Origin of the sequence: Bradyrhizobium sp. 2TAF24 (genome assembly GCF_052115025.1) — a bacterium.
Lineage (GTDB): Bacteria > Pseudomonadota > Alphaproteobacteria > Rhizobiales > Xanthobacteraceae > Bradyrhizobium_A.
Genome location: NZ_JBFRFW010000036.1, coordinates 1 through 16,930 on the forward strand (window position 1 = coordinate 1; position 16,930 = coordinate 16,930).

Here is a 16,930-nt window from a genome sequence, read left to right on the forward strand (position 1 = left end):
GGCACCGAGATGGTGATGCCGGGCGACAACATCGCGATGGAAGTGCACCTGATCGTGCCGATCGCGATGGAAGAGAAGCTGCGCTTCGCGATCCGCGAAGGCGGCCGCACCGTCGGCTCGGGCGTCGTCGCCTCGATCATCGAGTAAGCAATCCTGTCGCGCCCCGCCGCGAGGCGGGGCGCCCAGTAATCCGCGAGGTCGCGGGTTACGTATCACGACTGACGAATTACTGGATCGCTCTGACCGGGCGATGACAAAAAGAGAGACAACGGCAATGAACGGCCAAAATATCCGCATCCGTCTCAAAGCGTTCGACCATCGTATTCTCGATACGTCGACCCGCGAGATCGTGAATACGGCGAAGCGGACCGGCGCCCAGGTGCGTGGGCCGATCCCGCTGCCGACCCGCATCGAGAAGTTCACCGTCAACCGTTCGCCGCACGTCGACAAGAAGAGCCGCGAGCAGTTCGAGATGCGCACCCACAAGCGCCTGCTCGACATCGTCGATCCGACGCCGCAGACCGTCGATGCGCTGATGAAGCTCGACCTCGCCGCCGGCGTTGACGTCGAAATCAAGCTGTAAGTTCAAAGTCCATTCGTTCGGACGAAGAGATAGGAAGAACGCCAATGCGTTCCGGAGTGATCGCTCAGAAGGTCGGGATGACGCGGGTCTTTACGGAGACCGGCGAGCACATCCCCGTGACTGTGCTGAAGTTGAGCAACTGTCAGGTGCTCGGCCACCGCACCAAGGACAAGAACGGCTACGTGGCGCTGCAGCTCGGCTCCGGCGCACGCAAGACCGTGTACCTGCCGAAGGCGGAGCGCGGCCAGTTCGCCGCCGCCAAGGTCGAGCCGAAGCGCAAGGTCGCCGAGTTCCGCGTGTCCGAGGACGCGCTGCTCCCGGTCGGCGCCGAGATCCAGGCCGATCACTTCGTCGTCGGCCAGTTCGTCGACGTCACCGGCACCTCGGTCGGTAAGGGCTTCGCCGGCGGTATGAAGCGCTGGAATTTCGGCGGTCTGCGCGCCACGCACGGTGTGTCGATCTCGCACCGTTCGATCGGTTCGACCGGTGGCCGTCAGGACCCGGGCAAGACCTTCAAGAACAAGAAGATGCCCGGCCACATGGGCGTCGATCGCATCACCACGCTGAACCTGCGCGTCGTCCAGACCGACGTTGCGCGCGGTCTCGTGCTGGTCGAAGGCGCGGTGCCCGGTTCGAAGGGCGGCTGGATCACGGTGCGTGACGCCGTGAAGAAGCCGCTGCCGAAGGACGCGCCGAAGCCCGGCAAGTTCAAGGTGATCAATGGTGAGGCTGCTCCTGCGGAAGCGGCAGCCGAGAAGGAGGGCGTGTGACATGGAACTGAACGTCACCACGCTCGAGGGTAAGGCTGCCGGTTCGGTGCAGCTGTCGGACGAGATCTTCGGTCTCGAGCCGCGCACCGATCTGATCCAGCGCTGCATCACCTGGCAGCTCGCCAAGCGCCAGGCCGGTACCCACAAGACCAAGGGGCGCGCCGAAGTCTGGCGCACCGGCAAGAAGATGTACAAGCAGAAGGGCACCGGCGGCGCCCGTCACGGTTCGGCCCGCGTGCCGCAGTTCCGCGGCGGTGGCCGTGCCTTCGGTCCGGTCGTGCGCAGCCATGCGTTCGACCTGCCCAAGAAGGTGCGCGCGCTGGCGCTCAGGCATGCCCTGTCGGCCAAGGCCAAGGACGGCGGCCTGATCGTGCTCGACAGCGCCGAGCTCAAGGACGCCAAGACCAAGGTGCTCAGCGGTCACTTCTCGGGTCTCGGCCTGACCAGCGCGCTGATCATCGACGGCGCCGAGGTGAACACCGGGTTCGCGGCGGCTGCGCGCAACATTCCAAACATCGACGTGCTGCCGATCCAGGGCATCAACGTCTACGACATTCTGCGCCGTCAGAAGCTGGTGCTGACCAAGGCCGCAGTCGATGCGCTGGAGGCGCGCTTCAAATGACGATTGATGCGAAGCACTATGATGTGATCGTCGCCCCGGTCATCACCGAGAAGGCGACCACCGTCTCCGAGCACAACAAGGTTGTGTTCAAGGTGGCGACGAAGGCGACCAAGCCGCAGATCAAGGAAGCGGTCGAGAAGCTGTTCGACGTCAAGGTCAAGAGCGTGAATACGATCGTGCGCAAGGGCAAGACCAAGGTCTTCCGCGGCTCGTTCGGCACGCAGTCGGACTCCAAGCGCGCGGTCGTGACCCTGGAAGAGGGCCACCGCATCGACGTTACGACCGGACTGTAAGGCGGTACGACGATGGCACTGAAGAAATTCAACCCCACGACGCCGGGCCAGCGCCAGCTGGTCATGGTCGATCGTTCCGCCCTCTACAAGGGCAAGCCGGTCAAGACCCTGACCGAAGGCAAGCACTCCTCCGGCGGCCGCAATGCCACCGGCCGGATCACCGTGCGCTTCCGCGGCGGTGGCCACAAGCAGAGCTACCGCATCGTCGACTTCAAGCGCGCCAAGCTGGACGTGCCGGCGGTGGTCGAGCGTCTCGAGTACGACCCGAACCGCACCGCCTTCATCGCCCTGATCAAGTATCAGGACGGCGAGCAGGCCTACATCCTGGCGCCGCAGCGCCTGGCGGTCGGCGACACCGTGATCGCGGGCAACTACGTCGACGTGAAGCCGGGCAATGTCATGCCGCTCGGCAACATGCCGGTCGGTACCATCGTTCACAACATCGAGCTCAAGATCGGCAAGGGTGGCCAGATCGCGCGTTCGGCGGGCACCTATGCCCAGATCGTCGGCCGTGATCAGGACTACGTCATCATGCGCCTGAATTCGGGCGAGCAGCGCCTGGTTCATGGCCGCTGCACCGGCACGATCGGCGCGGTGTCCAACCCGGACCACATGAACATCTCGATCGGCAAGGCCGGTCGGACCCGTTGGCTCGGCCGTCGCCCGCACAACCGCGGCGTCGCGATGAACCCGATCGATCACCCGCACGGCGGCGGTGAAGGCCGCACCTCGGGTGGCCGTCATCCGGTGACCCCGTGGGGCTTCCCGACCAAGGGCAAGAAGACCCGCAAGAACAAGTCAACCGCGAGATTCATTCTCGCCAGCCGCCACAAGCGGAAGAAGTAAGGATCGCACGCCATGGTTCGTTCCGTCTGGAAAGGCCCGTTCGTCGAGGCATCGCTGCTCAAGAAGGCAGATGCGGCCCGGGCGTCCGGTCGTCACGATGTCATCAAGATCTGGAGCCGCCGCTCGACGATCCTGCCGCAGTTCGTCGGTCTGACGTTCGGCGTGTACAACGGTCAGAAGCACGTTCCGGTCGCCGTGAACGAGGAAATGGTCGGTCACAAGTTCGGCGAGTTCTCGCCGACCCGGACCTTCCATGGCCATTCGGGCGACAAGAAAGCCAAGAAGGCTTGAGGATTAGGTCATGAGCAAACCAAAGCGCGAACGGAGCCTCCCCGATAACGAGGCCAAGGCGGTCGCCCGGATGCTGCGGGTGAGCCCGCAGAAGCTCAATCTCGTTGCGGCGATGATCCGCGGCAAGAAGGTGTCGTCTGCGCTCGCCGACCTGCAGTTCTCGCGTAAGCGGATCTCGGGCGACGTCAAGAAGTGCCTGGAATCGGCGATCGCGAACGCCGAGAACAACCATGACCTCGAGGTCGACGATCTCATCGTCGCCCAGGCGCATGTCGGCAAGGGCATTGTGATGAAGCGTTTCGCTCCGCGCGGCCGCGGCCGTTCGGGACGTGTGTTCAAACCGTTCTCGCAGCTGACGATTGTGGTTCGTCAGGTCGAGGCGAGCGCTTAATCGAAGGCGCAGGAGAAAACGATGGGTCAGAAGATCAATCCGATCGGGCTGCGTCTCGGCATCAACCGTACCTGGGACTCGCGCTGGTTCGCCAACAAGGCCGAGTACGGCAAGCTGCTGCACGAGGACGTCCGCATCCGCGAGCTCCTGCACAAGGAGCTGAAGCAGGCTGCGGTCGCGCGCATCGTGATCGAGCGTCCGCACAAGAAGTGCCGCGTCACCATCCACTCGGCTCGCCCGGGCGTGGTGATCGGCAAGAAGGGCGCCGACATCGACAAGCTGCGCAAGAAGATCGCGGAGATCACCGAGTCGGACGTGGTTCTCAATATCGTCGAGATCCGCAAGCCCGAGCTCGACGCGACCCTGGTCGCCGAGTCGATCGCCCAGCAGCTCGAGCGCCGCGTTGCGTTCCGCCGCGCCATGAAGCGCGCCGTGCAGTCGGCGATGCGCCTTGGTGCCGAAGGCATCCGTATCAACTGCTCGGGCCGTCTCGGCGGTGCGGAAATCGCCCGCATGGAGTGGTACCGCGAGGGCCGCGTGCCGCTGCATACGCTGCGCGCCGACGTCGACTACGGCGTCGCGACCGCCTTCACCACGTTCGGTACCTGCGGCGTGAAGGTCTGGATCTTCAAGGGTGAGATCCTCGAGCACGATCCGATGGCCCAGGACAAGCGTGCGGCCGAAGGCGAGAGCGCGCCGCGTTCGCGTCGCGATGCGGCCTGATTTGAATAAGGCATGAAGGCGTAAGCCAGGAACAAGACCATGTTGCAACCAAAGCGCACGAAGTTTCGCAAGGCGCACAAGGGCCGCATCCACGGCGTCGCGTCGTCCGGCGCGACCCTGGCTTTCGGCCAGTTCGGCCTGAAGGCGATGGAGCCGGAGCGGGTCACCGCCCGTCAGATCGAGGCGGCCCGCCGCGCCCTGACGCGCCACATGAAGCGCGTCGGCCGCGTCTGGATCCGCGTTTTCCCGGATCTTCCCGTGTCGAAGAAGCCCGCCGAAGTGCGCATGGGCTCGGGCAAGGGTTCGCCGGAATTGTGGGTCGCCCGCGTCAAGCCGGGTCGTATCCTGTTCGAGATCGATGGCGTCACCAACCAGACGGCGCGTGAAGCGCTGACGCTGGCCGCCGCCAAGCTGCCGATCAAGACGCGCTTCGTTGCGCGCATCGCGGAGTGAGGATCTAGCCATGGCCGAACTGAAACCCGCCGACGTCCGCGCAATGAGCCTCGACCAGATGGACGACGAGATCGTCAAGCTGAAGAAGGAGCGCTTCAATCTGCGCTTCCAGCGCGCTACCGGTCAGCTTGAGAATACCTCGCGCCTGCGCGAGGCCCGCCGCGACATCGCTCGCGTCAAGACCATCGCCGCGCAGAAGCGCGCGAAGACGAAGTAAGGGGCCGAAGATGCCGAAACGAACTCTGCAGGGCGTCGTCGTCAGCAACAAGCAAGACAAGACGGTTGTGGTGCGCGTTGACCGCCGCTTCACCCATCCGATCTACAAGAAGACGATCCGGCGCTCCAAGAACTACCACGCCCATGATGAGAACAACCAGTTCTCGATCGGCGACCAGGTGTGGATCGAAGAGAGCAAGCCGATTTCGAAGTTGAAGCGCTGGACAGTCGTCCAGGGCGAGAAGAAAACAGCTTAAGCGCAGTTCCGCGCATAGAGAAGAGGACGAGGTGCATCAATGATCCAGATGCAGACCAACCTCGACGTGGCCGATAATTCAGGCGCGCGCCGTGTCATGTGTATCAAGGTGCTTGGTGGTTCCAAGCGCCGCTACGCGACCGTCGGCGACATTATCGTCGTGTCCGTCAAGGAAGCCATTCCGCGTGGCAAGGTGAAGAAGGGCGACGTCATGAAGGCGGTCGTCGTGCGCGTGGCGAAGGATATCCGCCGCGCCGACGGCTCGGTCATCCGCTTCGACCGTAACGCCGCCGTGCTGGTCAACAACCAGTCGGAGCCGGTCGGCACCCGTATCTTCGGACCGGTGCCGCGCGAGCTGCGCGCCAAGAACCACATGAAGATCATTTCGCTCGCGCCGGAGGTGCTGTGATGGCTGCCAAGATCCGGAAGGGTGACAAGGTCATCGTGCTGTCGGGCCGCGACAAGGGTCGCACCGGCGAGGTGTTCGAGGTGCGTCCGAGCGAGGACCGCGCGCTGGTGCGCGGCGTCAACCTCGTGAAGCGCCACCAGAAGCAGAGCCAGACGCAGGAAGGCGGCATCATCTCCAAGGAGGCGCCGATCCACCTGTCCAACATCGCGCTCGTCGCCAAGGACGGCAAGCCGACCCGCGTCGGCTTCAAGGTCCTCGCGGACGGCAAGAAGGTGCGCGTCGCCAAGCGCACGGGAGCTGAGATCGATGGCTGAGACCGCTTACGTGCCGCGCCTGCGCGCGCAATACGACCGCGAAATCCGCGCCAAGCTGACCGAGCAGTTCGGCTACGCCAACGTCATGCAGGTGCCGAGCCTCAGCAAGGTCGTGCTCAACATGGGCGTCGGCGAGGCCGTCAACGACCGTAAGAAGGTCGAGCTCGCTGCTGCCGACCTCGCGCTGATCGCCGGCCAGAAGCCGATCGTCACCAAGTCGCGCATGGCGATTTCGACGTTCAAGCTGCGCGAGAACCAGCCGATCGGTGCCAAGGTCACGCTGCGCAAGGCGCGCATGTACGAGTTCATCGACCGTCTGGTGAACATCGCGCTGCCGCGCGTGCGCGACTTCCGTGGTCTCAACCCGAAGAGCTTCGACGGCCGTGGCAACTATTCGCTCGGCATCAAGGAGCACCTGATCTTCCCGGAAATCGACTACGACAAGTCCGGCGAGACCTGGGGCATGGATATCACGGTCTGCACCACTGCGAAGACCGATGACGAGGCGCGTGCGTTGCTGAACGCGTTCAATTTCCCTTTCCGGCAGTGAGACCTGATTACCAGGATCTCAAACGCGGAAATTCAGGAGCCTGATATGGCGAAGAAGAGTTCGATTGAAAAGAACAACCGGCGCCGGCGGATGACGAAGAATGCCGCCGCCAAGCGCGCCCGGCTGAAGGCGATCATCGCCGACAAGGAAAAGCCGCTCGAGGAGCGTTTCTCTGCGACGCTGAAGCTCGCCGAGATGCCGCGCAATTCGTCGGCGACCCGCATTCGCAACCGTTGCGAAGTCACCGGTCGTCCGCGCTCGGTCTATCGCAAGAACAAGCTGAGCCGCATCGCGCTGCGCGAGCTCGGCTCCAAGGGCCTGGTTCCGGGCCTCGTCAAGTCGAGCTGGTAAGGAGGGTCGCAGATGTCCACGCACGATCCGATCAGCGATCTGATCACCCGTATCCGCAACGCCCAGCTGCGCAGCAAGTCGAAGGTTTCGACCCCCGGCTCGAAGATGCGCGCCAACGTGCTCGAAGTGCTGAAGAGCGAAGGCTACATCCGTGGCTTCACCAGCGTCGAGCATCCGTCGGGCCGCAGCGAGCTCGAGATCGAGCTGAAGTATTTCGACGGCGAGCCGGTGATCCGCGAGATCGAGCGGGTGTCCAAGCCCGGTCGCCGCGTCTATGCCTCGGTGAAGAACCTGCCGCGCGTCAACAACGGCCTCGGCATTTCAGTGCTTTCCACGCCGAAGGGAATCATGGCTGACCACGACGCGCGCGACGCGAACGTGGGCGGCGAAGTTCTCTTCACGGTGTTCTAATTCAGGAAGGGTAGAGCCATGTCCCGCGTTGGCAAGCGACCAGTCCCGGTGCCGTCGGGCGTGACCGCGACCGTGGACGGTCAGACCGTCAAGATGAAGGGGCCCAAGGGTCAGCTTCAGTTCGTCGTCCACGACGACGTGTCGGTGAAGTTCGAGAACGGTGTGATCAAGGTCGATCCGCGGTTCGAGACCAAGCGTGCGCGTTCGCTGTACGGCACCGCCCGTGCGCAGGTCGCGAACCTGGTCGAGGGCGTCACCAAGGGCTTCGAGAAGAAGCTCGAGATCGTCGGCGTCGGTTACCGCGCCGCGGTGCAGGGCAAGAACCTGCAACTCGCGCTCGGCTACAGCCACGACGTGCTGTATCCGATCCCGGAAGGCATCGCGATCACCACGCCGAAGCCGACCGAGATCGTCATCGTCGGCAACGACATCCAGCGCGTTGGCCAGGTCGCCGCGGAGATCCGCGATTACCGCAAGCCGGAGCCCTACAAGGGCAAGGGCGTGAAGTACGCCGGCGAATTCATCTTCCGCAAGGAAGGCAAGAAGAAGTAACGGAGCGGGTCATGTCGAAACTCAATATTACGAATGCCCGACGCAAGAACCGGGTGAGGGGCCAGGTCCGCCGTGCGGCGTTCGGCCGCCCGCGCCTGTCGGTGTTCCGTTCGTCGAAGCACATCTACGCCCAGATCATCGACGATCAGAAGGGCGAGACGCTGGCGTCGGCCTCGTCGCTCGAGAAGTCGCTGCGCGACGCCGGCAACACCGGTGCCGACATTGCTGCGGCTTCGGCAGTCGGCAAGCTGGTCGCCGAGCGCGCCGTCAAGAACGGCGTCAAGGAAGTGATCTTCGACCGTGGCCAGTACCTCTACCACGGCCGCGTCAAGGCGCTCGCGGATGCGGCGCGTGAAGGCGGTCTGAGTTTCTAAGCTTTTGAACAGGATTGAGGCGACGGGCCTCTCAAGGATTGGACAGCACCATGGCAGGTGAACGCGAACGCGGCGGCCGCGAACGGAACAGGGAGCGCGAGGAGCGCGACAGCGAGTTTGTCGACAAGCTCGTGCACATCAACCGTGTCGCCAAGGTCGTGAAGGGCGGCAAGCGCTTCGGTTTCGCGGCGCTGGTCGTCATCGGCGACCAGAAGGGCCGGGTCGGTTTCGGCCACGGCAAGGCGCGCGAAGTTCCCGAGGCGATCCGCAAGGCGACCGATTCAGCCAAGCGTAACCTGACGCGGGTGCCGCTGCGCGAAGGCCGCACGCTGCATCACGACATTGCCGGCCGTCATGGCGCGGGCAAGGTCTATCTCCGCGCGGCCCCTCCCGGCACCGGCATCATCGCCGGCGGTCCGATGCGCGCCGTGTTCGAGAGCCTCGGCGTGCAGGACGTGGTGGCGAAGTCGATCGGCTCGTCCAACCCCTACAACATGGTGCGCGCCACCTTCAACGCGCTGAAGCGCCAGGACTCGCCGCGTTCGGTGGCCTCGCGTCGCAGCCTCAAGGTGTCCGTGGTGCAGTCGCGCCGCATCGGCGGCGACGCCGAAGCGGCTGCGGACTAAGCCGCGCGCTTATTGATCGGAGTGAGCACAATGGCTGCCAAGACCATCAAGATCGAGCAGACCGCGAGCCCCATCCGCCGCGAGCAGTCGCAGCGGGCGACGCTGGTCGGCCTCGGTCTCAACAAGATCGGTCGTACCAGCGAGCTGCAGGATACCCCTGCGGTGCGTGGCATGATCGCGAAAGTGAATCACCTCGTTCGCGTCGTCGACGAGAAGTAAGGAGACAGGGCGATGAAGCTCAGCGATCTCGCCGATAACCCCGGCTCGCGCAAGAAGCGCATGCGGCTGGGCCGTGGCATCGGCTCCGGCAAGGGCAAGACCAGCGGCCGCGGCGGCAAGGGTCAGACCGCGCGTACCGGCGTGCGCATCAAGGGCTTCGAGGGCGGCCAGATGCCGCTGCATCGCCGCCTGCCGAAGCGTGGCTTCAACAACATCTTCGCGCTGGACCTGACCGAGGTGAACCTCGATCGCGTCCAGGACGCGATCGATGCCGGCAAGCTCGACGCCAACAAGACCATCGACGCTGCGGCGCTGGTGGAAGCGGGCGTGCTGCGCCGCTCGCGCGACGGCGTGCGTCTGCTCGGCCGCGGCGCGATCAAGGCCAAGATCACCGTCGAGGTCCACGGTGCGTCGAAGTCGGCCGTTGAAGCGGTCGAGAAGGCTGGCGGATCGGTCAAGATCCTGGCCCCTAAGGAAGCCGAAGCCGAAAAGGCTTCGTGATTTGGTCATGCCCGGCCTTGTGCCGGGCATCCCCGTCTTTACTTCTTGGGATGAAATTCCAGGACGAGGACGGCCGGGCAATCACCCGGTCGTGACAATTGAAAAGGACCGGGTCTGATGGTCTCCGCAGCGGAACAACTCGCAGCCAATCTGAACTTTTCGGCGCTCGCCAAGGCCGACGAACTGAAGAAGCGCATCTGGTTCACCCTGGGTGCGCTGCTTGTTTATCGGCTGGGCACCTACATTCCGCTGCCCGGCATCGATCCCGGCATCTGGGAGCAGGTGTTCCGCACCCAGCAGGGCGGCATTCTCGGCATGTTCAACATGTTCGCCGGCGGCGGCATCCACCGCATGGCGATCTTCGCGCTGAACATCATGCCGTACATCTCGGCCTCGATCATCATCCAGCTGCTGACCACCGTGTCGCCGCAGCTGGAGGCCCTCAAGAAGGAGGGTGAGGCCGGCCGCAAGACGCTCAACCAGTATACGCGCTACCTCACGGTGCTGCTTGCCGCGTTCCAGTCCTACGGCATTGCGGTGGGTCTCGAGGGCGCCGGCAACGTCGTCAGCGAGCCCGGCATGTTCTTCCGCATCTCGACCGCGATCACGCTGTCGGGCGGCACCATGTTCCTGATGTGGCTCGGTGAGCAGATCACTTCGCGCGGCATCGGCAACGGCATCTCGCTGATCATCCTGTCCGGCATCGTCGCCGAGCTGCCGTCGGCGATCGCCGGCACGCTCGAGCTCGGCCGCCAGGGCGCGCTGTCGACGGGCATCATCCTGCTGATCATCGTGATGGCGGTCGCCGTGATCGCGTTCATCGTGTTCATGGAGCGCGCCCAGCGCCGGCTGCTGATCCAGTATCCGAAGCGCCAGGTCGGCAACAAGATGTTCGAGGGCCAGACCTCGCACCTGCCGCTCAAGCTCAACACCTCGGGCGTCATTCCGCCGATCTTCGCCTCGTCGCTGCTGCTGCTGCCGACGACGGTCGCGAACTTCAATGCCGGCAAGGGGCCGGAGTGGTTTCAGTGGCTCACCACCCAGCTCGGCCACGGTCGTCCGCTGTTCTTGGTGCTGTATCTGGCGCTGATCGTGTTCTTCGCGTTCTTTTACACCGCGATCGTGTTCAACCCGACCGAGACCGCCGACAACCTCAAGAAGCACGGCGGCTTCATTCCCGGCATCCGTCCGGGTGAGCGCACCGCCGAGTACATCGACTATGTGCTGTCGCGAATCACGGTGCTCGGCGCTATCTATCTCGCGATCGTCTGTCTGATCCCGGAAATCCTGATTTCCTACGCATCGGTGCCGTTCTACTTCGGCGGCACGTCGCTGCTGATCGTGGTCAGCGTGACGATGGATACGGTGGCCCAGGTCCAGGGGTACCTGCTGGCGCACCAGTATGAAGGGCTAATCAAGAAGTCGAAACTGAGGGGCCGTCGTCGATGAGACTTATCCTTCTCGGGCCACCGGGGGCAGGCAAGGGAACGCAGGCAAAGCTTCTCGTTGACCGCTACGGGATCGTGCCACTGTCCACCGGTGAAATGCTGCGTGCCGCGGTTGCGGCGGGTACGCCGATTGGCCTCAAGGCCAAGGACATCATGGCGAACGGGGGCCTTGTCCCCGATGACGTCGTGGTCGGCATTATCGCGGACCGCATCGCCGAGCCGGATGCCGCGAAGGGTTTCATTCTGGATGGTTTCCCGCGCACCGTGCCGCAGGCCGAGGCGCTGGACGAGCTCCTCAAGGAGCGGGGCCTCAAGCTCGACGCCGTGGTCGAGCTGCGGGTCAACGAAAGTGCGTTGCTGCAGCGCGTCGAGGCGCGGGTGGCCGAGATGACGGCCCGCGGTGAGACCGTCCGGGTGGACGACACCCCCGAGGTGCTGTCGAAGCGGCTCGCGGCTTACCGGGCCCAGACCGAGCCGCTGGTGCACTACTATTCCGAGCATCGGGCGCTTCTGACAATCGACGGCATGATGTCGATCGACGAAGTGACCAAGGAGATTACCCGGGTGCTGGCGGCGGTTGTCGGCACCGAGAAGCGCGGCAAGGCTGCTGGACGCAAGGCGTCGGGCACCAGGAAGGTCGCGGCCAAGCGTCCGGTCAAGAAGGCTGCGAAAAAAGCCGCCAAGACCGTGAAGAAGGCGGCCAAAAAGGCTGCCAAGAAAGCTACCAAGAAGGCTGTCAAGAAAGCCGCTAAGGCCCGCGCCGGGGCTGCCAGGAAGGCCAAGGCTGCCCCCCGCAAGGCGGCGGCAAAGGCCGGCCGGAAAGGAACCAAAGCCAAGGCCGCGCGCGGGAGTGCCCGCAAGACGGTCAAAGCCGCGGTCCGGGGGCGGGGTTCCGCCACCCGGAAAGTGGCAAAAAAGGCCTCGAAACAGCGCGTCAAGGCTGCGAAGCGGTTGACGAAACGAGGTTGAGTCCATTAATAAGGCCCGCATCCAGTCGGATACGTTTCGAACGATGCCGGGCCCCAAGGTTCATCCAGGGGAGGGCGTCGTGTTTGCGTTTGTAAACACCGCCCGACACAGACTAACAAAGCCGACCACAGCAGGTCGGTAACAGGAGTGAAGACCGTGGCCCGTATCGCCGGCGTCAATATCCCGACCAACAAGCGCGTGCTGATCGCGCTCCAGTACATCCATGGCATCGGCCAGAAGAATGCTGCCGATATCCTGGAGAAGGTGAAGATCCCGGTTGACCGCCGCGTCTCGCAGCTCTCCGACCAGGAAGTCCTGCAGATCCGCGAAGTGATCGACCGCGACTATCTCGTCGAGGGCGACCTGCGCCGCGAAGTCGGCATCAACATCAAGCGCCTGATGGACCTCGGCTGCTATCGTGGCCTGCGTCATCGCCGCGGCCTGCCGGTTCGTGGCCAGCGCACGCACACCAACGCGCGCACCCGCAAGGGCCCGGCCAAGGCGATCGCCGGCAAGAAGAAGTAATCGGCAGGCATCGCCAGCCGTTTCGCACCGGCCACGCGTACCGCGTGGCCGGATCAATAGTTTGAAAATTCCCCAGCATCCGGCATCACGGATGCGCTTGAAGGAAGAAGAGATGGGTAAAGAAGCCACCCGCGTCCGCCGTCGTGAACGCAAGAACATTGCGTCCGGCATTGCGCATGTGAACTCGTCGTTCAACAACACCACCATCACCATCACCGATGCGCAGGGCAACACCATTGCCTGGTCGTCGGCCGGCACGATGGGCTTCAAGGGCTCGCGCAAGTCGACGCCGTATGCGGCGCAGGTTGCGGCCGAGGACGTCTCCAAGAAGGCGCAGGAACACGGCATGCGCACCCTCGAGGTCGAGGTTGCTGGTCCCGGTTCTGGCCGCGAGTCGGCGCTGCGCGCGCTGCAGGCTGCGGGCTTCACCGTCACCTCGATCCGCGACGTGACCACGATCCCGCACAACGGCTGCCGCCCGCGCAAGCGCCGCCGCGTGTGATGTCTGGCGGCGGGCGGCATGGCCGTCCGCCCGCTTTTTGAGACGTTTGTTGCGCGGACAGATCCGCGATCTCCAACGCCAGTCTCTGAATGGCATGGGTGAAAACAGTGACGATCCAGAAAAATTGGCAAGAGCTTATTCGACCGAACAAGTTGAACGTGACGCCGGGCGCTGATGCGTCGCGGATCGCGACCGTGGTCGCCGAGCCTCTCGAGCGCGGCTTTGGCCAGACGCTCGGCAACGCGCTGCGCCGCATCCTGCTGTCGTCGCTGCAGGGCGCTGCCGTGCAGTCGGTGCATATCGACGGCGTGCTGCACGAGTTCTCCTCGATCGCCGGCGTGCGCGAGGACGTGACCGACATCGTGCTGAACGTGAAGGACATCTCCCTGAAGATGCAGGGTGAGGGTCCCAAGCGCATGGTGGTCAAGAAGCAGGGCCCCGGCGCAGTGACCGCCGGCGACATCCAGACCGTCGGCGATATCGTCGTGCTGAACCCCGACCATCCGCTCTGCACGCTGGACGATGGCGCCGAGATCCGCATGGAGTTCACGGTCAACTCCGGCAAGGGCTATGTCGCCGCCGAGCGTAATCGTCCCGAGGACGCGCCGATTGGCCTGATCCCGATCGACAGCCTGTACTCGCCGGTCAAGAAGGTGTCGTACAAGGTCGAGAACACCCGTGAGGGCCAGATTCTCGACTACGACAAGCTGACGATGACCATCGAGACCAACGGCGCGATCACGCCGGACGACGCGCTGGCCTATGCCGCGCGCATCCTGCAGGACCAGCTCAACGTCTTCGTCAACTTCGAGGAGCCGCGCAAGGAAGTGGCCGCCGAGGTCATTCCGGACCTGGCGTTCAACCCGGCCTTCCTCAAGAAGGTGGACGAGCTCGAGCTGTCGGTGCGCTCCGCCAACTGCCTGAAGAACGACAACATCGTCTACATCGGCGACCTCGTGCAGAAGTCGGAAGCGGAAATGCTCCGCACCCCGAACTTCGGTCGCAAGTCGCTGAACGAGATCAAGGAAGTGCTGGCCCAGATGGGTCTGCATCTCGGCATGGAAGTGCCGGGCTGGCCGCCGGAGAACATCGACGAGCTGGCCAAGCGCTTCGAGGACCACTACTGATCCGACCTCCGGGGACGCGTCCGCGCGATCCCGGAATTCACTGGGCGAACGCAGGAAGCCCACCTGAGGAACTTGTCCGACGAACCGTCGTGGCAAAATTGAAGAAGGAATAGTCCAATGCGTCACGGCAAGGTTCACCGCAAGCTCAACCGCACCGCCGAGCATCGTCGTGCGATGTTCGCCAACATGTCGGCTGCGCTGATCAAGCACGAGCAGATCGTCACCACGCTGCCGAAGGCCAAGGAACTGCGTCCGATCGTCGAGAAGCTGATCACCCTCGGCAAGCGCGGCGGTCTTGCGCTGCGCCGCCAGGCGATCGGCGAGATCCGTGATGTCGAGCAGGTCAAGAAGCTGTTCGACGTGCTGGCGCCGCGCTACAAGGATCGTCAGGGCGGCTACACCCGCATCATCAAGGCCGGCTTCCGCTACGGCGACAACGCCGCGATGGCCGTGATCGAGTTCGTCGATCGCGACGTCGAGGCCAAGGGCAAGGACTCCGGTCCGGTGCAGGAAGCTGCGGACGAGGCGGCGTAAGCGGCCTTATCCGACTGGATTTGCGAAAAGCGGCGCTTCGGCGCCGCTTTTTTTGTGCGTCGGCCCTGTTTTGCGCGTCAGATTTGCGTGAGGCGCTGTGCCGGTTGAAGCATGAACGATTGCGCCGGCTGCCGCCGCTCCCGATATCATCGGGCAGCCAAACAGGGAGAGACGCATGAAAATCGACCTTTCGGGCAAGACCGCCATCGTCACCGGATCGACCAGCGGCATCGGGCAGGCGATCGCACGGGGCCTGGCGGCGGCTGGCGCTGCGGTCGTGGTCAATGGCCGCGGCAAGGAGCGGGTGGAAGCCGCAGCGGCTGCGGTGGCGAAGGCCGCCGGCAGCGCCGATGTCCGCGGCGTCGCGGCTGATGTCGCGACGGCGGAAGGGTGCGACGCGCTGGTGGCCGCAGTGCCGCAGGCCGACATCCTCGTCAACAATGCCGGCATCTTCGAGCCGAAGGATTTCTTCGCCATCAGCGACGACGACTGGCGGCGTTTCTTCGAGGTCAATGTGCTGTCGGGCGTGCGGCTGTCACGCGCCTATCTCAAGGGCATGCTGGCGCGCAACTGGGGACGTGTCGTCTTTGTGTCGTCGGAGTCGGCGCTGAACATTCCGGCCGAGATGATCCACTACGGCACCAGCAAGACGGCGCAGCTCGCGGTTGCGCGTGGCCTTGCCAAGCTCACCAGCGGCACCGCCGTGACGGTCAATGCGATCCTGCCGGGGCCGACCCGCTCCGAAGGCGTCGAGGAGTTCCTCGCCGCGATGGCGGCCGGGAGCGGTCAGAGCGTCGACGAGGCCGCGGCGTCGTTCGTCAGGGAGCATCGTCCGACGTCGCTGCTGCAGCGCTTCACCAGCGTCGATGAGGTCGCCAACATGGCGGTCTATGTCTGCTCGCGCGAGGCGTCGGCGACCAACGGCGCCGCGCTGCGGGTGGAAGGCGGCATCATCGACAGCATCGGCTGAGGCACGGCGGCCGAGCCGCCGCGCCCGCACGATCTACCAGCCTTCCAGTACCAGCTTGCCGGTGGAGCGGCCGCTCTCGACGGCGGCATGCGCCTTCCTGAGCGTCGCTGCGTCGATCCTGCCGAGCACCTTGTCGAGCGTTGTGCGCAGCACGCCGTTGTCGATGAGGTTGCCGACGTCGTTGAGCAGGCGGTGCTGTGCGATCATGTCCGGGGTGTGGAACGAGGAGCGTGTGAACATCGATTCCCAGTGCAGCGAAGCTGCCTTGCCCTTCAGCAGGGTGGCGTTGAGCGTCGCCGGATCGTCGATCAGGCCGATCTTGCCCTGCGGCGCGAGGATGTCGACGAGCGCTGGAAAATGCTGGTCGGTGTTGGTCAGGCTGGCGATCAGCCGCACCGGCGGCAGCTTGAGCTTGTCGATCTGCTCCTTCAGCGGTCTGGTGTGATCGACCACCGCGTGGGCGCCGAGTTCGTGGCACCATTTGCTGGATTCCGGTCGTGACGCGGTCGCGACCACGGCGAGCCCGGTCAGCCGCCGTGCCAGCTGGATCAGGATCGAGCCGACGCCGCCGGCACCGCCGACGATCAGCAGCGTGCGCGGGTCGATGCTCTTGCCCGGCTGCACCTCGAGGCGGTCGAACAGCAGCTCCCAGGCGGTGATCGAGGTCAGCGGCAGTGCCGCGGCCTGGGCGAAGCTCAGTGACTTTGGTTTGCGCCCGACGATGCGCTCATCGACCAGGTGATACTCCGAGTTGGTGCCCTGGCGCTGGATCGAGCCGGCGTAGAACACTTCATCGCCAGGCTTGAACAGCGTGACCTCCGGGCCCGTCGCATCGACGACGCCGGCGGCATCGAAGCCGAGGATCTTGGTCTCGCCGGGCGGCGGCGCCGCGCGCTTGCGCACCTTGGTATCGACCGGATTCACCGACACGGCCTTCACGGCGACGCGGATGTCGCGCCCGGTCGGCTCCGGCATCGCGGTTTCGAAATCGATCAGGGCGTCCGCTGCATCGATCGGCAGGGATTGGGTGTATCCAACGGCCTTCATCCGACAGGTCTCCGGTTGGGCGACGGTTATTCGTCGCCGGCGGTTCAGAAGTGTCGC

General features: G+C 64.4%; 29 protein-coding genes and 1 pseudogene. 29 read left to right on the forward strand and 1 reads right to left on the reverse strand.

All coding sequences use genetic code 11. The features are described 5' to 3' along the window. From tuf to AB4Z37_RS31755, 29 genes and pseudogenes are all read left to right on the forward strand, one after another. Positions 1-147 (forward strand): annotated as a pseudogene (tuf, locus tag AB4Z37_RS31615) (elongation factor Tu); the annotation flags it as partial. Between the two features lie 127 nt (positions 148-274). Continuing rightward, a complete protein-coding gene (gene rpsJ, locus AB4Z37_RS31620) occupies positions 275-583 on the forward strand; it encodes a 30S ribosomal protein S10 (RefSeq protein WP_002712302.1) in 309 nt (102 codons plus the stop codon). 44 nt (positions 584-627) lie between these two features. Next, the gene (gene rplC / locus AB4Z37_RS31625; RefSeq protein WP_441520640.1) at positions 628-1,353 is read left to right on the forward strand and encodes a 50S ribosomal protein L3; all 726 of its coding nucleotides are present in this window, start codon (positions 628-630) and stop codon (positions 1,351-1,353) included. 1 nt (position 1,354) lies between these two features. Further along, on the forward strand, positions 1,355-1,975 hold the full coding sequence (rplD, locus tag AB4Z37_RS31630) for a 50S ribosomal protein L4 (RefSeq protein ID WP_441520641.1): 621 nt from the start codon (positions 1,355-1,357) through the stop codon (positions 1,973-1,975). Next, positions 1,972-2,268 carry a 50S ribosomal protein L23 gene (locus AB4Z37_RS31635; RefSeq protein ID WP_441520642.1) on the forward strand — a complete coding sequence of 99 codons (297 nt, stop codon included), beginning with the start codon at positions 1,972-1,974 and terminating at the stop codon, positions 2,266-2,268. Before rplD ends, AB4Z37_RS31635 begins: the two co-directional genes overlap by 4 nt. Positions 2,269-2,280: 12 nt before the next feature. Continuing rightward, positions 2,281-3,114 (forward strand): 50S ribosomal protein L2, encoded by an 834-nt coding sequence (rplB, locus tag AB4Z37_RS31640; protein ID WP_441520643.1) that lies wholly within the window; start codon positions 2,281-2,283, stop codon positions 3,112-3,114. 12 nt (positions 3,115-3,126) lie between these two features. Beyond that, positions 3,127-3,405 (forward strand): 30S ribosomal protein S19, encoded by a 279-nt coding sequence (rpsS, locus tag AB4Z37_RS31645; protein ID WP_008963465.1) that lies wholly within the window; start codon positions 3,127-3,129, stop codon positions 3,403-3,405. Between the two features lie 10 nt (positions 3,406-3,415). Further along, a complete protein-coding gene (gene rplV, locus AB4Z37_RS31650; protein WP_441520644.1) occupies positions 3,416-3,796 on the forward strand; it encodes a 50S ribosomal protein L22 in 381 nt (126 codons plus the stop codon). Between the two features lie 21 nt (positions 3,797-3,817). Beyond that, the gene (gene rpsC, locus AB4Z37_RS31655) at positions 3,818-4,519 is read left to right on the forward strand and encodes a 30S ribosomal protein S3 (RefSeq protein ID WP_441520645.1); all 702 of its coding nucleotides are present in this window, start codon (positions 3,818-3,820) and stop codon (positions 4,517-4,519) included. Positions 4,520-4,558: 39 nt separating this feature from the next. Continuing rightward, positions 4,559-4,972 (forward strand): 50S ribosomal protein L16, encoded by a 414-nt coding sequence (gene rplP / locus AB4Z37_RS31660; protein WP_441520646.1) that lies wholly within the window; start codon positions 4,559-4,561, stop codon positions 4,970-4,972. A 10-nt stretch (positions 4,973-4,982) separates the two neighbouring features. Then, on the forward strand, positions 4,983-5,189 hold the full coding sequence (gene rpmC, locus AB4Z37_RS31665) for a 50S ribosomal protein L29 (protein ID WP_441520647.1): 207 nt from the start codon (positions 4,983-4,985) through the stop codon (positions 5,187-5,189). A 10-nt stretch (positions 5,190-5,199) separates the two neighbouring features. Beyond that, the gene (gene rpsQ, locus AB4Z37_RS31670) at positions 5,200-5,445 is read left to right on the forward strand and encodes a 30S ribosomal protein S17 (RefSeq protein WP_441520648.1); all 246 of its coding nucleotides are present in this window, start codon (positions 5,200-5,202) and stop codon (positions 5,443-5,445) included. Positions 5,446-5,484: 39 nt separating this feature from the next. After that, entirely contained in the window at positions 5,485-5,853 is a 369-nt protein-coding gene (gene rplN, locus AB4Z37_RS31675; RefSeq protein ID WP_012562844.1) for a 50S ribosomal protein L14, read from the forward strand. Further along, positions 5,853-6,167 (forward strand): 50S ribosomal protein L24, encoded by a 315-nt coding sequence (rplX, locus tag AB4Z37_RS31680; protein ID WP_211964722.1) that lies wholly within the window; start codon positions 5,853-5,855, stop codon positions 6,165-6,167. The genes rplN and rplX overlap by 1 nt, the downstream gene beginning before the upstream one ends. Beyond that, positions 6,160-6,717, forward strand: a complete 558-nt coding sequence (gene rplE / locus AB4Z37_RS31685; RefSeq protein ID WP_441520649.1) for a 50S ribosomal protein L5 — start codon at positions 6,160-6,162, stop codon at positions 6,715-6,717. Before rplX ends, rplE begins: the two co-directional genes overlap by 8 nt. A 45-nt stretch (positions 6,718-6,762) precedes the next feature. Further along, positions 6,763-7,068 (forward strand): 30S ribosomal protein S14, encoded by a 306-nt coding sequence (rpsN, locus tag AB4Z37_RS31690; RefSeq protein ID WP_441520650.1) that lies wholly within the window; start codon positions 6,763-6,765, stop codon positions 7,066-7,068. Positions 7,069-7,080: 12 nt separating this feature from the next. Then, positions 7,081-7,479 (forward strand): 30S ribosomal protein S8, encoded by a 399-nt coding sequence (gene rpsH, locus AB4Z37_RS31695; RefSeq protein ID WP_211964729.1) that lies wholly within the window; start codon positions 7,081-7,083, stop codon positions 7,477-7,479. A gap of 18 nt (positions 7,480-7,497) precedes the next feature. Then, positions 7,498-8,031 carry a 50S ribosomal protein L6 gene (gene rplF, locus AB4Z37_RS31700; protein WP_441520651.1) on the forward strand — a complete coding sequence of 178 codons (534 nt, stop codon included), beginning with the start codon at positions 7,498-7,500 and terminating at the stop codon, positions 8,029-8,031. Positions 8,032-8,042: 11 nt separating this feature from the next. Then, positions 8,043-8,405: a 50S ribosomal protein L18 gene (gene rplR / locus AB4Z37_RS31705; RefSeq protein WP_441520652.1), complete on the forward strand. Its 363-nt coding sequence runs from the start codon at positions 8,043-8,045 to the stop codon at positions 8,403-8,405. Between the two features lie 50 nt (positions 8,406-8,455). After that, on the forward strand, positions 8,456-9,031 hold the full coding sequence (gene rpsE, locus AB4Z37_RS31710) for a 30S ribosomal protein S5 (RefSeq protein ID WP_211964736.1): 576 nt from the start codon (positions 8,456-8,458) through the stop codon (positions 9,029-9,031). A gap of 30 nt (positions 9,032-9,061) precedes the next feature. Next, on the forward strand, positions 9,062-9,250 hold the full coding sequence (gene rpmD / locus AB4Z37_RS31715; protein WP_211964738.1) for a 50S ribosomal protein L30: 189 nt from the start codon (positions 9,062-9,064) through the stop codon (positions 9,248-9,250). Between the two features lie 12 nt (positions 9,251-9,262). After that, positions 9,263-9,751: a 50S ribosomal protein L15 gene (rplO, locus tag AB4Z37_RS31720; protein ID WP_441520653.1), complete on the forward strand. Its 489-nt coding sequence runs from the start codon at positions 9,263-9,265 to the stop codon at positions 9,749-9,751. A 117-nt stretch (positions 9,752-9,868) separates the two neighbouring features. After that, entirely contained in the window at positions 9,869-11,200 is a 1,332-nt protein-coding gene (gene secY, locus AB4Z37_RS31725) for a preprotein translocase subunit SecY (RefSeq protein WP_441520654.1), read from the forward strand. After that, positions 11,197-12,168 (forward strand): adenylate kinase, encoded by a 972-nt coding sequence (locus tag AB4Z37_RS31730; protein ID WP_441520655.1) that lies wholly within the window; start codon positions 11,197-11,199, stop codon positions 12,166-12,168. Before secY ends, AB4Z37_RS31730 begins: the two co-directional genes overlap by 4 nt. A gap of 156 nt (positions 12,169-12,324) precedes the next feature. Continuing rightward, on the forward strand, positions 12,325-12,693 hold the full coding sequence (rpsM, locus tag AB4Z37_RS31735; protein WP_441520656.1) for a 30S ribosomal protein S13: 369 nt from the start codon (positions 12,325-12,327) through the stop codon (positions 12,691-12,693). Positions 12,694-12,805: 112 nt separating this feature from the next. Beyond that, entirely contained in the window at positions 12,806-13,195 is a 390-nt protein-coding gene (gene rpsK, locus AB4Z37_RS31740; protein ID WP_006021048.1) for a 30S ribosomal protein S11, read from the forward strand. Between the two features lie 89 nt (positions 13,196-13,284). Further along, on the forward strand, positions 13,285-14,322 hold the full coding sequence (locus tag AB4Z37_RS31745; RefSeq protein WP_441520657.1) for a DNA-directed RNA polymerase subunit alpha: 1,038 nt from the start codon (positions 13,285-13,287) through the stop codon (positions 14,320-14,322). Positions 14,323-14,439: 117 nt separating this feature from the next. Then, entirely contained in the window at positions 14,440-14,856 is a 417-nt protein-coding gene (rplQ, locus tag AB4Z37_RS31750; RefSeq protein WP_441520658.1) for a 50S ribosomal protein L17, read from the forward strand. A gap of 175 nt (positions 14,857-15,031) precedes the next feature. Further along, a complete protein-coding gene (locus AB4Z37_RS31755) occupies positions 15,032-15,826 on the forward strand; it encodes an SDR family NAD(P)-dependent oxidoreductase (RefSeq protein WP_441520659.1) in 795 nt (264 codons plus the stop codon). Positions 15,827-15,859: 33 nt separating this feature from the next. On the opposite strand, the gene AB4Z37_RS31760 is transcribed toward AB4Z37_RS31755, so the two are convergent. Next, the gene (locus AB4Z37_RS31760; protein ID WP_441520660.1) at positions 15,860-16,873 is read right to left on the reverse strand and encodes a zinc-binding alcohol dehydrogenase family protein; all 1,014 of its coding nucleotides are present in this window, start codon (positions 16,871-16,873) and stop codon (positions 15,860-15,862) included. Between the last annotated feature and the right edge of the window lie 57 nt (positions 16,874-16,930).

What these genes read in the sequence shown, in the direction of transcription:
- rplF (WP_441520651.1), top strand. Translation starts at nt 7,498, where the DNA reads ATGTCCCGCGTTGGCAAGCGACCAGTCCCGGTGCCGTCGGGCGTGACC.
- rplE (WP_441520649.1), top strand. Translation starts at nt 6,160, where the DNA reads ATGGCTGAGACCGCTTACGTGCCGCGCCTGCGCGCGCAATACGACCGC.
- rpsQ (WP_441520648.1), top strand. Translation starts at nt 5,200, where the DNA reads ATGCCGAAACGAACTCTGCAGGGCGTCGTCGTCAGCAACAAGCAAGAC.
- rpsN (WP_441520650.1), top strand. Translation starts at nt 6,763, where the DNA reads ATGGCGAAGAAGAGTTCGATTGAAAAGAACAACCGGCGCCGGCGGATG.
- rpmC (WP_441520647.1), top strand. Translation starts at nt 4,983, where the DNA reads ATGGCCGAACTGAAACCCGCCGACGTCCGCGCAATGAGCCTCGACCAG.
- rplB (WP_441520643.1), top strand. Translation starts at nt 2,281, where the DNA reads ATGGCACTGAAGAAATTCAACCCCACGACGCCGGGCCAGCGCCAGCTG.
- rpsS (WP_008963465.1), top strand. Translation starts at nt 3,127, where the DNA reads ATGGTTCGTTCCGTCTGGAAAGGCCCGTTCGTCGAGGCATCGCTGCTC.
- rpsK (WP_006021048.1), top strand. Translation starts at nt 12,806, where the DNA reads ATGGGTAAAGAAGCCACCCGCGTCCGCCGTCGTGAACGCAAGAACATT.
- AB4Z37_RS31760 (WP_441520660.1), bottom strand. Translation starts at nt 16,873, where the DNA reads ATGAAGGCCGTTGGATACACCCAATCCCTGCCGATCGATGCAGCGGAC.
- rpsC (WP_441520645.1), top strand. Translation starts at nt 3,818, where the DNA reads ATGGGTCAGAAGATCAATCCGATCGGGCTGCGTCTCGGCATCAACCGT.
- rplC (WP_441520640.1), top strand. Translation starts at nt 628, where the DNA reads ATGCGTTCCGGAGTGATCGCTCAGAAGGTCGGGATGACGCGGGTCTTT.
- rpsJ (WP_002712302.1), top strand. Translation starts at nt 275, where the DNA reads ATGAACGGCCAAAATATCCGCATCCGTCTCAAAGCGTTCGACCATCGT.
- rpsE (WP_211964736.1), top strand. Translation starts at nt 8,456, where the DNA reads ATGGCAGGTGAACGCGAACGCGGCGGCCGCGAACGGAACAGGGAGCGC.
- rplD (WP_441520641.1), top strand. Translation starts at nt 1,355, where the DNA reads ATGGAACTGAACGTCACCACGCTCGAGGGTAAGGCTGCCGGTTCGGTG.
- rplP (WP_441520646.1), top strand. Translation starts at nt 4,559, where the DNA reads ATGTTGCAACCAAAGCGCACGAAGTTTCGCAAGGCGCACAAGGGCCGC.
- rplX (WP_211964722.1), top strand. Translation starts at nt 5,853, where the DNA reads ATGGCTGCCAAGATCCGGAAGGGTGACAAGGTCATCGTGCTGTCGGGC.
- secY (WP_441520654.1), top strand. Translation starts at nt 9,869, where the DNA reads ATGGTCTCCGCAGCGGAACAACTCGCAGCCAATCTGAACTTTTCGGCG.
- rplV (WP_441520644.1), top strand. Translation starts at nt 3,416, where the DNA reads ATGAGCAAACCAAAGCGCGAACGGAGCCTCCCCGATAACGAGGCCAAG.
- AB4Z37_RS31755 (WP_441520659.1), top strand. Translation starts at nt 15,032, where the DNA reads ATGAAAATCGACCTTTCGGGCAAGACCGCCATCGTCACCGGATCGACC.
- rplQ (WP_441520658.1), top strand. Translation starts at nt 14,440, where the DNA reads ATGCGTCACGGCAAGGTTCACCGCAAGCTCAACCGCACCGCCGAGCAT.
- AB4Z37_RS31730 (WP_441520655.1), top strand. Translation starts at nt 11,197, where the DNA reads ATGAGACTTATCCTTCTCGGGCCACCGGGGGCAGGCAAGGGAACGCAG.
- rplR (WP_441520652.1), top strand. Translation starts at nt 8,043, where the DNA reads ATGTCGAAACTCAATATTACGAATGCCCGACGCAAGAACCGGGTGAGG.
- rpsH (WP_211964729.1), top strand. Translation starts at nt 7,081, where the DNA reads ATGTCCACGCACGATCCGATCAGCGATCTGATCACCCGTATCCGCAAC.
- AB4Z37_RS31635 (WP_441520642.1), top strand. Translation starts at nt 1,972, where the DNA reads ATGACGATTGATGCGAAGCACTATGATGTGATCGTCGCCCCGGTCATC.
- rpmD (WP_211964738.1), top strand. Translation starts at nt 9,062, where the DNA reads ATGGCTGCCAAGACCATCAAGATCGAGCAGACCGCGAGCCCCATCCGC.
- rplO (WP_441520653.1), top strand. Translation starts at nt 9,263, where the DNA reads ATGAAGCTCAGCGATCTCGCCGATAACCCCGGCTCGCGCAAGAAGCGC.
- AB4Z37_RS31745 (WP_441520657.1), top strand. Translation starts at nt 13,285, where the DNA reads ATGGCATGGGTGAAAACAGTGACGATCCAGAAAAATTGGCAAGAGCTT.
- rplN (WP_012562844.1), top strand. Translation starts at nt 5,485, where the DNA reads ATGATCCAGATGCAGACCAACCTCGACGTGGCCGATAATTCAGGCGCG.